This window comes from Micromonospora marina, assembly GCF_900091565.1.
Lineage (GTDB): Bacteria > Actinomycetota > Actinomycetes > Mycobacteriales > Micromonosporaceae > Micromonospora > Micromonospora marina.
The window spans coordinates 42,125-55,550 of the sequence record NZ_FMCV01000008.1 but is presented as its reverse complement, the minus strand read 5'-3'; the positions used below and the strand labels follow the sequence as shown (position 1 = coordinate 55,550).

Below are 13,426 nucleotides of genomic sequence, written 5' to 3'. Positions count from 1 at the left end.
AGCGGCCTCCGACGGGTGAACCCTCACCCTCTACTAGAGGCTTAGAGTTATGTCAACCACTGATCTCTTCGGGGCAACGTATGCGCCGCCGCGCCAGGAGCCAAGGACCTGTTCCGGCGTGTCGCCGACGGAGCGACGGGGGACACAGCACGGGCTCGCTGAGCCGCGGGTCACTCGAACGTGACCACGTCCGGCGCGCTGACGTCGATCCGGTCCGCCTCGCGGCTCAGCAGCGCGGTGGCCACCGTCGACTTGTCGGTGCCGCGGGAGGCGTCGCCCCAGAAGACCTGACGCTCGCCGCGCAGCAGCAGCGTGATCCGGGCCAGGCCGGCCACGTCCACCGCGACCAGCTCCGCGCGCAGCTTCTCCCCCAGCGCGGCGAGCACCGCCAGCCCGGCCCGCGTACCCGGGTCGTCGGGGCCGGGCCGGGCGACCCGGACCTGCGGCAACCCGTCCGGCGCCCGGTCCAGGCGCTGGAAGACGACGCCCGAGCCGTCGACGACCACGAAGCCCACACCCTGCGGCACCGCCGCCACCGGCGTGCGTTCCCGCACCCGGATCACCAGCGTGCCCGGCCACTCCCGCTCCACCGTGGCGTTCGCCACCGGCGGCAGCGCCCCGACCCGGCGCGCGGTCGCCTCCAGGTCGACCCGGGCCAGCGGCGCGTTGTCCGGCACCGCCGCCGCGTCACGGATCTGCACCGGCGTGACCAGCCGCGCGCCGACCACCCGTACCTCGCGGACACCGAACAGGCCGGTGCCCAGCACCGTCCACGCCACCAGGCCCGCGACGGCGAGCACCGCGGCGGTGACCGCCCAGGGCAACGCGGCGCGCATCCGCCGCTGCCGGGCCCGGGCCATGAACCGGCGGGTCGACGGCGGTACGGCGTCCGCGTTCGCCCGCACGAGCTGCCAGCGCCGGGCCGGGCTGCGCCGCCCGGCGCCGCCGTCCGGTCGGGGGGTACGGCCGCGGGCCGGACCGGGACTCATCCGGCCGGGGTCGCCGCGCCGTCCGGGTCGACGCCGGCGCCCAGCCCCGTGCCCCCGGCGGAGCGGGCGAGCAGGGCGTCGAGCAGCTGGTCACCCATCAGCGAGATCGGCGGCGCGCCCATTGTCACCACCACGTCGCCGGTCCGCGCCCGCCGGGCCACCTCACCCGGCACGTCGTCCCACGCCTCGACGAACACCTTCCGCTCCGCCGGCAGCGGCACCTCCCGGATCAGCGCGGCCGAGCCCTCGCCGGGGCGCCGCGTCTCACCGGGGCCGAAGACCTCCAGCAACACCACCTCGTCCGCGATACCGAGCGCGGCGGCGATCTCCGCCTGGTTGTCCCGGGTGCGGTAGAGCCGGTACGGCTGGAACACCACGATCAGCCGGCCGTCGCCGGCCACCTCGCGCAGCGTCTGCAACGCCAGCGTCATCGAGGTCGGGTGGTAGGCGTACTCGTCGTAGACCAGCACGCCGTCCGCCACGCCCTTGCGCTCGAAGCGGCGCCGCACGCCCGGGAACGCGCCGAGCGCGGCCTCCGCCGCGGCCACCGGCAGTTCCAGCAGGTACGCGGCGAGCACCGCGGCGGCGCTGTTGAGCGCCATGTGCCGGCCCGGTACGGGCAGCCGGATCTCGCCCAGCGGCCGGCCCTCGACCTCGGCCTGGAAGCGCACCCCGTGCGCGGACGACACGACCTCGCTCATCCGCAGATCCGCGTCGGCGGACTCGCCGTACGTCCAGACCCGGCGGCCCTCGGCACGCAGCGACTCGGCCAGCCGGCGCCCGCCCGCGTCGTCGGCGCAGGTGATCACGAAACCGGCCGGATCGGTGAGCCGGGCGAACTCGGCGAACGCCGCCTCCAGGGTGGCCAGGTCGCCGTAGGTGTTCAGGTGGTCCGCCTCGATGTTCGTGACGATCGACACGAACGGGCGGTAGATGAGGAAGGAGCGGTCGCTCTCGTCCGCCTCGACCACGAAGTGCTCCCCGGTGCCGTGGTGCGCGCCGGAACCCACCTCGGAGATCTCGCCGCCGATCACGAACGACGGGTCGGTGCCGGCCTGCTGGAGCACCATGGTCACCATCGAGGTGGTCGAGGTCTTGCCGTGGGTGCCGGCGACCGCCACCGTCCGGCGGCCGGTCATCGCGGCGGCGAGCGCCTCGGAGCGGTGCAGCACCCGCAGGCCCCGGCGGCGCGCCTCGACCATCTCCAGGTGGTCCTGCGGGATGGCGGAGGAATAGACCACCGTGTCCACCCCGTCGAGGTTGGACACCTCGTGGCTGGAATGGATGGTGCCGCCGAGTGCCCGCAGGCCGGCCAGCGACGGCCACTCCCGCAGCTCGCTGCCGGAGACCGGCAGACCCCGGGTGAGGAACAGCCGGGCCAGCCCGGCCATCCCGACCCCGCCCACCCCGATCAGGTGGATCCGGCCCAGGTCCTCCGCCGTCATGGTGCCGGCGGGCGTGAACTGCGCGGTGTTCATGAGACGTACCTTCCCGTCGCGGTGTCCCTCATCAGCGGGAGACCGCCTCGTAGACGAAGTTCAGCAACGCCACGTCGCCGTCCCGGCGGCCGTACCCGGCAGCGGCGTGGCTCATCGCGTACAGCCGCTGCGGGTCCCGGATCAGCGGAATCACCGTCCGCTCCACCCAGGCCGGGGTCACCTCGGCGTCGTCGACCAGCAGACCGCCGCCCGCCTCCACCACCGGCAACGCGTTGCGCTTCTGCTCCTGGTTGCTGTGCGGGTACGGCACGTAGACGGTCGGCAGGCCGATCGCGGCCACCTCGGCGCAGGTCATCGCGCCGCCCCGGGCCAGCATCAGGTCGGCCGCGGCGTAACCCAGCTCCATCTCGGACAGGTACGGCAGCGTGATGTACGGCACCGGCAGGTCGGTGGGCACGGAGACCGGCTCGTTTCGGGCCCCGATGACGTGCAGCACCTGCACACCGTTGCGGGCCAGCTCCTTCGCGGCGCCGGAGACGGCCAGGTTGATCGAGCGGGCGCCCTGCGAGCCACCGGCGACGAACAGCACCGGCAGGTCGGGACGGAGTCCGAAGTGGGCGCGGGCGGCGTCGCGCAGCGCGGCCCGGTCCAGCCCGGCGATGCCCCGGCGCAGCGGCACACCGACCACGCGGGCGTCGCGCAGCGCCTCGGCCTGGGCCGGCTGGTGCGGGAAGCCCACCGCGACGTTCTTGGTGAACTTCATCCCGAGCCGGTTCGCCACGCCCGGCGGCACGTTCACCTCGTGGATGACGATGGGCAGCTCCCGCCGCCACGCGGCCAGGTAACCGGGCACCGAGACGTACCCGCCGAAGCCGACCACGGCGTCGGCCTGGACCTCGTCGATCACCTTGCCCGCGGCGCGGGCCGCCTTCCACATCCGGTCCGGGGTACGCACCAGGCTCATGTTCACCGACCGGGGAAGCTGGTACGCCGGGATCTGCCGCAGGTCGTAGCCGGCCGGCGGGATCAGCTCGTTCTCCAGCCCCTTGGGTGTGCCCAGACAGGTGATCCGGACGCTCGGGTCGTGTCGGCGCAGGCAGTCGGCGAAGGCGAGCAGCGGGTAGATGTGCCCGCCCGTACCCCCTCCGCAGAGCACCACCGAACGCAGCGGACCCATCAGCGTCTCCTCTCGCTCGCCGCGCCGGCGCGCGCCCGGTCGGGCCGGGCGCCGCGGGGCGCGGCCTGGTCGTCCTGCCGCCGCTGCCGGGACCGGGGCACGGACCCTCGGTCGGCCGCCGGCGGCGTCGCACTGCGGCGCCGGCCGGGAAGCGGCGGCAACGGGGCCCACACTAGTCGGACCCATCGGGCGGGCGGACGGGCATGCAGCGCTCGCGCCGCGTCCGGCTCGGCGCGGGCGAACGAGGCGAGCATGCCGATCGCGGCGAGCGTCACCACCAGGGCGCTGCCGCCGTCGGAGATGAACGGCAGCGGTACGCCGGTCAGCGGCAGCAGCCCGGTCACGCCACCGATGTTGATGACGGCCTGGCCGACCAGCCAGGCGGTCACACCGGCGGCGGCGAGCCGGCGGAACGGGTCCTCGACCCGGCGGGCGATCCGCATCCCGGTGTACGCGAGCACGGCGAACAGCACCAGGATCACTGTGCAGCCGACCACGCCCAGTTCCTCGGCGAGGATGGCGAAGATGAAGTCGTTGTGCGCCTCGGGCAGATAGTTCCACTTCAGCGAGCTCTGGCCCAGGCCGACGCCGAACCAGCCGCCGTTGCCGATCGCGTAGCGGGCCTGCACGAGCTGGTAGCAGTAGTCCAGTTGCTGCTCGAAGCAGGTCTTCGGGTCCGGCGGGTCGAGCCACATGGTGAGGCGGCCGAGCCGGTAGTTGTCGGCGCCCCGGGAGCCGGAGCCGGCGCCGAGCGAGGCCGCCGCCACCAGCAGGCCGACGCCGGCCAGGCCGATGGCGGTGAGCGCGGCGAAGACCCGGCCCCGCACGCCGGCCGCCCAGAGCAGCCCGACCACGAGCGCCAGCAGGCAGAGCATGCTGCCCAGGTCGTTGAAGCCGACCAACACGAACAGCAGGCCCACCACCGGGAACAGCGGGGTGGCGAGTTCCTTCCACCAGCCCAGCGCGGCGCCCTTGCGGGCCAGCACGTGCGCGCCCCACAGCACCAGCGCGAACTTCGCCACCTCGACCGGTTGCAGCGAGATCGGGCCGAGGGACAGCGAGAGGAGTTCGGCCCGCAGCGGCCCGATCGACGTCACCCCGAACAGCGAGTTCAGCGCGACGAACAGGTTGAGCGTGAGCAGCAGCGCCACCGCCACGCCGAGCGCGGGGCGGCTCATCGCCCGGAACGTGCGCGCGGGCAGCCGCTGGCAGGCCCAGAACGCGCCGATGCCGATCACCGCGAACACGCCCTGCTTGGTGAGCGACGCGGAAGCGTCACCGCCCTCGGCGAAGTCCTTCACGCTCGTCGCGGAGAAGACCATGGTGAGGCCGATCAGCAGCAGCAGGCCGACGCTGGACAGCAGCAGGTAGTAGGAGGCCAGCGGCCGGGCCAGCAGGCCGCGCAGCGCGGCCAGGCCGCCGGCCGGATCCCAGCGCGCGGCCGGCGGGTCGCCCGGAGGCGTGGCCGCCGGGGCACGGCGGGCCGGCGGATCGCTGGTCACCTGGATGTCTCGTCCCTCCCCCACAGGCCCATCATGGCCGCTCGACCCGCCCGCCCGTGGCGCAACCGCCCGGTCGGCGTGTCGGATCTGAAGGAAGGGCCCCTTATTAACAGACGTCTGTTAATAAGGGGCCCTTCCTTGCACCTAGCTCACCGCGGCGAGGAACTCGCTGTAGAACAGGCCCAGCGCGATGGCCACGCCGATACCGGCGATGATCCAGAACCGGACCACGATGTTGACCTCGCTCCAGCCGGCCAGCTCGAAGTGGTGCTGCAACGGCGACATCCGGAACACGCGCTTGCCGGTGGTGCGGAACGAGATGATCTGGATGACCACGGACATCGTGATGATCACGAACAGGCCACCCAGGATCGGCAGCAGCAGGATGGTCCGGGTGGACATCGCCATGCCGGCAATCAGGCCGCCCAGCCCGAGCGCACCGGTGTCACCCATGAAGATCCGCGCCGGGGACGTGTTCCACCACAGGAAGCCCACGCAGGCACCGGCCGCCGCGCCCGCGATCAGCGCGATCTCCAGCGGGTCGCGCACGGTGTAGCAGTACGACTCGGTGTAGTTCGGGTCGGCGCACCAGTGGCGGTACTGCCAGAACGCGATCAGCGCGTACGCCGCCAGCACCATCACCGAGGCGCCGGTGGCCAGGCCGTCCAGGCCGTCGGTGAGGTTGACGCCGTTTGTGGCCGCCATGACCACCATGATGATGACGATCACCGCGCCGATCTTGCCGATCTCCAGCGCCGGGACGTCCCGGATGAAGCTCAGCGTGGTGCTGCCCACCGTCTCGGTGTTCGTCGCGTTGCCGCCGGCGTCGGTCATGCTCGACGGGAAGTAGACGGCCACCGCGCCGAACACGGCACCGACCAGGATCTGCCCGGCCAGCTTGCCCCGTTTGTTGAGGCCGCCGCTGTGCCGCTTGCGGACCTTGAGGAAGTCGTCGATGAAGCCGACCGCGCCGGAGAACACCATCAGCCCCAGCAGCACCAGCGCCGTGATCGTCGGCTCGACCTGGGCGATCTGCGCGTCCGGCAGCGTGGTCAGGGCCAGGTGCCCGGCGACGTACGCGATGACCGTGGCCAGGATGAAGACCACACCGCCCATCGTCGGCGTGCCCTTCTTGCCCTCGTTGCTGGCGAGCCCGAGGTTCGATCGGATCGGCTGGCCGGCCTTCAGCCGGGCGAACACCTTGATCGCGATCGGGGTGCAGAACAGTGAGATCAGGAACGCGACCCCGATGGCGACGATGACCGCCCTCATGCGGCACCGCCCTCCGTCGCACCCTCCCGGGCGTCCGCGCGCAGCGCGTCGGCCACGTCCCAGGTCCGGTACCGGGAGCCCTTCACCAGCACCACGTCTCCCGGACGCAGCTCGCTCCGCAGCACCTCGACGGCCGCCGCCTGATCGGTGAGCAGCACCGACTCTCCTCCCCAGTTACCTACCGCTGTCGCGCCCTCGTGGATCGGCGCCGCCGGCTCGCCCACCACGAGCAGCCGGTCCACTCCCAGTTCGGCCGCGAGCCGGCCGACCTGCTGATGCCCCTCCCGCTCGAAGTCACCCAGCTCGGCCATGTAGCCGAGCACCGCGACGGTACGCCCGTCGCCGCGCATGCTGGCCAACGCCCGCAGCGCCACGCCGGTGGAGGCCGGGTTGGCGTTGTACGAGTCGTCGATCACGGTCACCCCGTCGGGACGCTCGAAGACGTCCATCCGCCGGGTCGAGACCAGGCCCAGCTCGTTCAGCGCCGCCGCCAGGCCCGGCAGCGGCAGGCCCAGTTCCCGGCCGACCGCCGCGGCGGCGAGCGAGTTGGAGACCTGGTGCCGGCCGGTCAGCCCGAGCCGTACCGGCGCGCTGCCCTCCGGGGTGACCAGGGTGTACGAGGGCCTTCCCCGGCCGTCGACAGTCACGTCCACGGCGCGCACGTCGGCACGCTCCGACTCGCCGTACCGCACCACCCGGGCCCGGGTACGCGACGCCATCGCGTCCACCCGCGGGTCGTCGGCGTTGAGCACCGCCAGCCCGTCTTCGGGCAGCGCCTCGACCAGCTCACCCTTGGCGAGCGCGATGGCCTCCACCGAGCCGAACTCGCCCAGGTGCGCCACGCCGACGTTGAGCACCACCGAGATCCGCGGCGGCACCACGTCGCACAGGTAGCGGACGTGCCCGACCCCGCGGGCGCCCTTCTCCATCACCAGGTAGCGGGTCTCCGGCGTCGACTGCAACGCGGTGTACGGGTGTCCCAGCTCGTTGTTGAACGAGCCGGGCGGCGCCACCGTCGGGCCGAGCCGGACCGCGAGCTGGGCGATCAGGTCCTTCGTGGTGGTCTTGCCGGACGAGCCGGTCAGACCGATCACGGTCAGCCCGGGCAGCCGGTCCACCACCGTGCGGGCCAGCCGGCCCAGCGCGTCGAGCGCGTCGCCGACGAGCACCATCGGCACGCCCGGCACCTCCCGGGTGCCGAGCACCGCCACCGCACCGGCCGAGACCGCGCCGGCCGCGTAGTCGTGGCCGTCGACCCGCTCGCCGGGGAAGGCCACGAACAGCCCGCCGGCGCTCACCTTGCGGGAGTCGAACTCCACCGTGCCGGTGATCCGGGCGTCCGGGTCGGCGCCGGTCAGCCGGCCGTCGACGGCGGCGGCCACCTCGGCCAGCGTCAGCGGGATCACCGCTGACCCGCCAGGTCACCGAAGCGGGCGCGCAGCGCCGCCGCCAGCTCCACCCGGTCGTCGAACGGCAGCACCTCGCCGCCGATCTCCTGTCCGCGTTCCTGGCCCTTGCCCAGCACCGCCACCACGTCACCCGGTTCGGCCACCCGGACCGCCTCCTCGATCGCCGCCCGCCGTCCGGGCACCTCGATGACGCGGGCCGGGGTCGCGGCGGCGTACGCGCCGGCGAGCACCTCGGCCCGGATCGCGGCCGGGTCCTCGGTCCGCGGGTTGTCGTCGGTCACCAGCACCACGTCGGCGCCGCGCGCGGCCACGCCGCCCATCACCGGCCGCTTGCCCCGGTCCCGGTCGCCACCGGCGCCCAGCACGCAGATCAGCCGGCCCCCGGTCAGGCCGCGCAGCGCGGTGAGCACCGCCTCGATCGCGTTGGCCTTGTGCGCGTAGTCGACGACGCCGCGTACCGGGGCGTCGCCGCTGACCAGTTCCAGCCGGCCGGGCACACCCCCGCAGGCGGCCACGCCGCGCGCCGCGGTCCGCGTGTCCACCCCGGCGGCGACCAGCAGGGCGACCGCCAGCAACGCGTTCGCCACGTTGTGCCGGCCGGGCAGCGCCACACCGGTGGGCAGCGCCGGGGAGTCCGGGCCGTGCAGCGTGAACCGCTGCGCGTAGCCCTCGCCGTCGATGCCGTCGGCCCACCAGGTCGCGTCCGGGTCACCGGCCGCCGAGTAGGTGACGGTGCCCGGCTTGTACAGCGGGCGCAGCGCCGGGTCGTCGTGGTTGAGCACCTCGACCCGGCAGCGGCCGTCGAACAGCGCGGCCTTGGCCGCGAAGTAGTCCGCCTCGTCGGCGTGGAAGTCCAGGTGGTCAGAGCCGAAGTTGGTGTAGCCGCCGACGTCGAACCGGACGCCGCCGACCCGGCCCATGGCGAGGGCGTGGCTGGACACCTCCATGACCACCGTGTCCACCCCGTGCTCGCGGGCCACCGCGAGCATGGCGTGCAGGTCGGTGGCCTCCGGGGTGGTCCGGACGCTGTCGATCACCAGGTCGCCGAGGCGGGTCTCCACGGTGCCGATCAGCCCGGTGACGTGGCCGGCGGCCCGCAGCCCCGACTCGACCAGGTAGCTGGTGGAGGTCTTGCCGGCGGTGCCGGTCACCCCGATCACGGTCAGGCCGGCGGTCGGGTCGCCGTAGACGGTCGCGGCCACCTCGCCGAGCGCGTCGCGCGGGTCGTCGACGACGAGCACGGGCAGGCCGGTCCCGGCGGCCAGCGCCGCGCCGGCCGGGTCGGTCAGCAGGGCCACCGCGCCCGCTTCCGCCGCCGCGGCGGCGAACTCGGCGCCGTGGCGCCGCGCGCCGGGCAGGGCGGCGTACAGGTCGCCGGGGCGTACCTCCTGGGAGGCGTGGGTCACGCCGGTGACGGCCAGTTCGGCGGCCTCCTCCGGCGGGGTCGCCGCCACGCGGGCGGCGAGGTCGCCGAGCCGTACGGGACGCACGGTTGTGGGACGTGGATTGCCGGGCACGGCGTCAGACCCTACCCGGTCGTCCGGTTCCGACCGCACAGCCGCCCCGGTGGTTCGTCGCCACTCACCGATGATGTCCCGCCGTCCCCGCTCAGCGCGGAAAGACCTCGAACTTCGGGGACTTGTTGGTGAGCGACGGCGGCACCCGGTAGTGGCGGAGAGTGAAGCCCATCATCTCCCGGAACGCCGGCGCGGCGACCGCACCGCCCCCGCCGTCAGGGCTCCACACGAACACCGCGACGACGTACCGGGGGTTCTCCGCCGGTGCCATGCCGATGAACGAGCCGACCTCGCCGGGCTGCTGCTTGCCGCCGTCGTAGCGCAGACCGGTGCCGGTCTTGCCGGCCACCCGGTAGCCGGGCACGGCCGCAGCCAGCCCGGTCGCCTGACCGTCCGGGCCGTCGACGGTGGTGACCGCCTCCATCATCCGGCGCAGCGCCGCCGCGTTGTCGGGGCTGAGCACCGAACGGGTGGCAGGCGCCGCGGCGGGGCTGCGCTCGCCGTCCGCGCCGATGGTCTCCTTGACCAGGTGCGGCTGCACGTACGTGCCGTTGTTGGCGATGGCGGCGTACGCGGCGGCCATCTGCAGCGGCGTGGCGTCCACGCTGTGCCCGATCGGCACCGACCCGTACGCCGAGCCGCTCCACTGGTCCGGCGGCAGCAGCCGGCCCGCCGCCTCGCCGGGCATGCCCTCGCCGGTGACCTGGCCCAGCCCGAACCGCTTCTGGTAGTCGAACAGCCGGTCCTTGCCCAGCTTCTCGGCGACCTCGATGGTGCCGACGTTCGACGAGAAGGCGAGCATGCCGGGGATGCTCATGGTGCGGCCGTCGACCGGGTGGGTGTCGCGGAACGTGACGCCGCCGCGGACGGCGGTGTTGGCGACCGGGAACGCGGTGTCCGGCGTGATCACGCCCTCCTGGAGCGCCGCGCCGAAGGTGATGGCCTTGTGGATCGAGCCGGGGTCGACCACGAACGTGGTGGCCGCGTCGTCCCGGTCCGACGGTGAGCCCACCTTGGTGGGGTTGGCGGCGTCGTACGTCGGCTGGCTGGCCTGCGCCAGCACCTCGCCGCTCGGCACCTCGATGATCACGGCGGCGCCGATGCTGCCCTTCACCTTCGCCGTCTGCTTGGCCAGGATCCGCTGGGTCATGAACTGGAGGTCACGGTCGACGGTGAGCTTCAGCGAACTGCCCGGCTGCGGCTGGGTGGTGCGGCTGTAGCCGCCCGGGATGGGCGCGGCCAGGTCGCCGAGGCCCACCTCGTAGGTCCGCTTGCCGGCCTGTCCGCGTAGCACGTCGTCGTACTTGGCCTCCAGCCCTTCCAGGCCGTTCATGTCCTGGCTGACGAAGCCGATCAGGTTCGCCGCCAGGTCGCCGCCGGGCACCTCGCGCCGCTCGTCGCGGTGCACGTTGATGCCGGCCAGGTCGAGCGCCATGATCTTCTTGGCGGTGCCGATCTCCACGCCGCGGGCCAGGTAGACGAACTGCAACGGGGTGTCGGTGCCGGGCAGGTTGCGCTTGCGCATCTTCTCGGCCAGGTCGGAGGCGGGCACACCGAGCAGCGGCGACAGCGCCCTCGCGGTGGCGGCGCGATCGGTGACCCGGGTCGGGTCGGCGAACACGTACCGGGCCTCGACGCTGTGCGCCAACGGCTCGCCGTCGCGGTCGAGGATCGCCCCGCGCGGGGCCGGCAGCTCGACCACGGCGAGCCGGTCGGGCAGGCCGCGGTCGGCGTACGCCGGGGTGTCCGCGGTCTGGAGATAGACGAGCCGGACGCCGATGCTGGCGAACAGCGCCAGCGCCAGCACGGTGCCGAGCCGCAGCCGCCGGCGCGGGTCGCCGAGTCGCGGCGGCCGGCGCGGCTTGCGTACCGGCCGGCGGGGCGGCGCGGCCGGGCGGCGCGGCTGGGACCGGCGGCGCGGCGGCGGCGCGTCCTCGTCGTCGTCGAACGGTTCGTGCACGGGCCGGGACGAGACGGTCCGGACCACGGCGGCCCGGCCGCCCGCGGCGGTGGACCGGCGGCCGGACCGGGCGCCGTCGGTCGCGGGCTCGCGCGTGCCGGCGCGGCCGGCCCGGCCGCCGTCGAGCACCTGCAACGCGGGCCGGAACGGATCGCCGGACCTGTTGCTGCGGGGGGTACGCCGTTGCTCGGCGCCGCCGCCCTCGCGCACGGTCCGCCCGCGCGGGGTGTACGCGCGGGCGTCGGAGATCCCGCCGAGGCCCGGCTCGCGCGGCTCCGACCCCCGCGACGAGCCGCGCCGGGAGCCCGTGGCGTCCCGGCGCGGATCCTCCGATCTCGGCGGCATCGCTCAGCCTCCGTCGCCCTGCCGGCTGGTGACCGGCGGGGCGCCCTGCGCGGGGTGCGGCACCCCGATGGTCTGCCCGTCCGGCAGCCGGATGTAGGCCGGGTCCTCGGACTCGACCAGGCCGAGCCGCTTGGCGTTGGCGGTCAGGTTGCCGGGCGCCTTCTGGTTGGCGATCTCCTTGCGCAGTTCCTGCTCGTCCACGTCCAGCTTGGCCTGCTGCTGCTGGAGCCTCTCCAGCCTGAACGCGTTCTCGTTGATCTTGGTGTTGACCGCCAGGATGCCCAGCACCCCACCGACCACCAGCACCAGGATCAGCGCGACGAACGGAGCACGGGGCACCCGGATCGGCGCCGGCGGGGCGACCCGAAGGCGCGGCGCGGGCGCATCGGTCACCCGGGTACGCTCGGCCGGCCGCAGAGCGGCGCTGCCCTGCGTCGGGAACTCGCGCGCCCCCCGGGCGCGAGTCGCCTCCCGGCGGTCGGTCGCGGTCGTGTCCCGCGTGGTGCGCCGCGCCGCGGTCCGGCCCCCCGACCGCGGTGCGCGCTGCCCGACGGCTCCCCGGCCGTCGCGCTTCTCGACGTTCATGTCCCCTCCCCCTCCTCGTCCGTCCCGTTCGCGTCCCCCGGGGCCGACCGCGGGTCCTTGCCGGACCCCGGTGACCCCGCCCCCGGTTGGTGCATCGCCCTCACCCGGCGGCGGTACCGTTCGCGGTCGGTACGCCCCTGCCGGGCCGCCTCCGGGTCGAGCCGTTCCGCTGCCCGCAGCCGCACCGAGGCGGCACGCGGGTTCGCGGCCACCTCGGCCTCCCCGGGCAGCTCGGCGCCCCGGCTCAACAGCCGGAACGTCGGGCCCGACCCGGGCAGCTCGACCGGGAGGTCGACCGGGCCCTTACTGCGGACCCGGTCGGCGAGCGCCTGCTTGGTGAGCCGGTCCTCCAGCGAGTGGTAGGACAGGACCACCATGCGGCCGCCCACTGTGAGCTTGTCCAGAGCAGCCGGCAACGCCGTCTCCAGCGCTGCCAGTTCTCTGTTTACCTCGATCCGTAAAGCCTGAAACGTTCTCTTTGCCGGGTGTCCGCCGGTTCGTCGGGCCGGTGCCGGAATGGCGTCCCGGACCAGCTCGGCCAGCCGGGCCGAGGACGTGATCCGGACGCGCTCCCGTTCGCGGATGATCGCCGAGGCGATCTTCCCGGCGAACTTCTCCTCGCCGTACACCCGCAGCAGGCGGGCCAGGTCCGGATGGGAGTAGGTGTTGACGACCTCCTCGGCGGTCATCCCCCGGGTCTGGTCCATCCGCATGTCCAGGGGCGCGTCCTGCGCGTACGCGAACCCGCGGTCGGGCGCGTCCAGTTGCAGGGACGAGACGCCGAGGTCGAACAGCACCCCGTCGATCGCCGGGTGACCGAGCCGGTCCAGCACCTCGGGCAGCTCGTCGTAGACGGCGTGCTCCAGGTGGATCCGGTCGGCGAACCGGGCCAGGCGGACCCGTGCGTGGGCGAGCGCCTCGGTGTCCCGGTCCAGGCCGATCAGCACCGTGTCCGGATGCGCCGAGAGCACCGCCTCGGCGTGCCCGGCCAGGCCGAGTGTGGCGTCGACGTGCACGGTGCGACCGGGCCGGCCCAGTGCGGGGGCCAGCAGCTCGAGACACCGCTCGAGCAGCACCGGCACGTGCGTGCCGCGTAGCTCCCCCATCTCGACCCCCACCCCGTTCGCCAACCGTTCCGTCACGTGTCCGTCGTCGCCACGACGCCTCGCCATACCGCCAGATCCCCATCCGCTCCCGCCCGCCGGAGGCCGCGGCCCTCCGTGTCGGATCG

Annotated in this window: 10 protein-coding genes; all 10 read right to left on the bottom strand. The window is 73.9% G+C overall.

The window, feature by feature from the left end; genetic code table 11:
* Nucleotides 1-170: 170 nt before the first annotated feature.
* Nucleotides 171-989 carry a cell division protein FtsQ/DivIB gene (locus tag GA0070215_RS12150; RefSeq protein WP_091045313.1) on the bottom strand — a complete coding sequence of 273 codons (819 nt, stop codon included), beginning with the start codon at nt 987-989 and terminating at the stop codon, nt 171-173.
* The gene (gene murC, locus GA0070215_RS12145; RefSeq protein ID WP_091045310.1) at nt 986-2,467 is read right to left on the bottom strand and encodes a UDP-N-acetylmuramate--L-alanine ligase; all 1,482 of its coding nucleotides are present in this window, start codon (nt 2,465-2,467) and stop codon (nt 986-988) included. The genes GA0070215_RS12150 and murC overlap by 4 nt, the downstream gene beginning before the upstream one ends.
* A gap of 31 nt (nt 2,468-2,498) precedes the next feature.
* Entirely contained in the window at nt 2,499-3,605 is a 1,107-nt protein-coding gene (gene murG / locus GA0070215_RS12140) for an undecaprenyldiphospho-muramoylpentapeptide beta-N-acetylglucosaminyltransferase (protein WP_018785259.1), read from the bottom strand.
* On the bottom strand, nt 3,605-5,020 hold the full coding sequence (locus tag GA0070215_RS12135) for an FtsW/RodA/SpoVE family cell cycle protein (protein WP_026267844.1): 1,416 nt from the start codon (nt 5,018-5,020) through the stop codon (nt 3,605-3,607). The genes murG and GA0070215_RS12135 overlap by 1 nt, the downstream gene beginning before the upstream one ends.
* 231 nt (nt 5,021-5,251) lie before the next feature.
* Entirely contained in the window at nt 5,252-6,379 is a 1,128-nt protein-coding gene (gene mraY / locus GA0070215_RS12130; RefSeq protein ID WP_018785261.1) for a phospho-N-acetylmuramoyl-pentapeptide-transferase, read from the bottom strand.
* The gene (locus GA0070215_RS12125; RefSeq protein ID WP_091045300.1) at nt 6,376-7,785 is read right to left on the bottom strand and encodes a UDP-N-acetylmuramoyl-tripeptide--D-alanyl-D-alanine ligase; all 1,410 of its coding nucleotides are present in this window, start codon (nt 7,783-7,785) and stop codon (nt 6,376-6,378) included. Before GA0070215_RS12125 ends, mraY begins: the two co-directional genes overlap by 4 nt.
* Nucleotides 7,782-9,344 (bottom strand): UDP-N-acetylmuramoyl-L-alanyl-D-glutamate--2,6-diaminopimelate ligase, encoded by a 1,563-nt coding sequence (locus GA0070215_RS12120; protein ID WP_208600333.1) that lies wholly within the window; start codon nt 9,342-9,344, stop codon nt 7,782-7,784. The genes GA0070215_RS12125 and GA0070215_RS12120 overlap by 4 nt, the downstream gene beginning before the upstream one ends.
* Before the next feature lie 52 nt (nt 9,345-9,396).
* Complete coding sequence (locus tag GA0070215_RS12115) at nt 9,397-11,610, bottom strand: peptidoglycan D,D-transpeptidase FtsI family protein (protein ID WP_091045296.1); 2,214 nt, start codon at nt 11,608-11,610, stop codon at nt 9,397-9,399.
* A gap of 3 nt (nt 11,611-11,613) precedes the next feature.
* Nucleotides 11,614-12,195 carry a cell division protein FtsL gene (gene ftsL / locus GA0070215_RS12110; RefSeq protein ID WP_018785265.1) on the bottom strand — a complete coding sequence of 194 codons (582 nt, stop codon included), beginning with the start codon at nt 12,193-12,195 and terminating at the stop codon, nt 11,614-11,616.
* A complete protein-coding gene (gene rsmH / locus GA0070215_RS12105; protein ID WP_091045547.1) occupies nt 12,192-13,301 on the bottom strand; it encodes a 16S rRNA (cytosine(1402)-N(4))-methyltransferase RsmH in 1,110 nt (369 codons plus the stop codon). The genes ftsL and rsmH overlap by 4 nt, the downstream gene beginning before the upstream one ends.
* Nucleotides 13,302-13,426 lie beyond the last annotated feature (125 nt).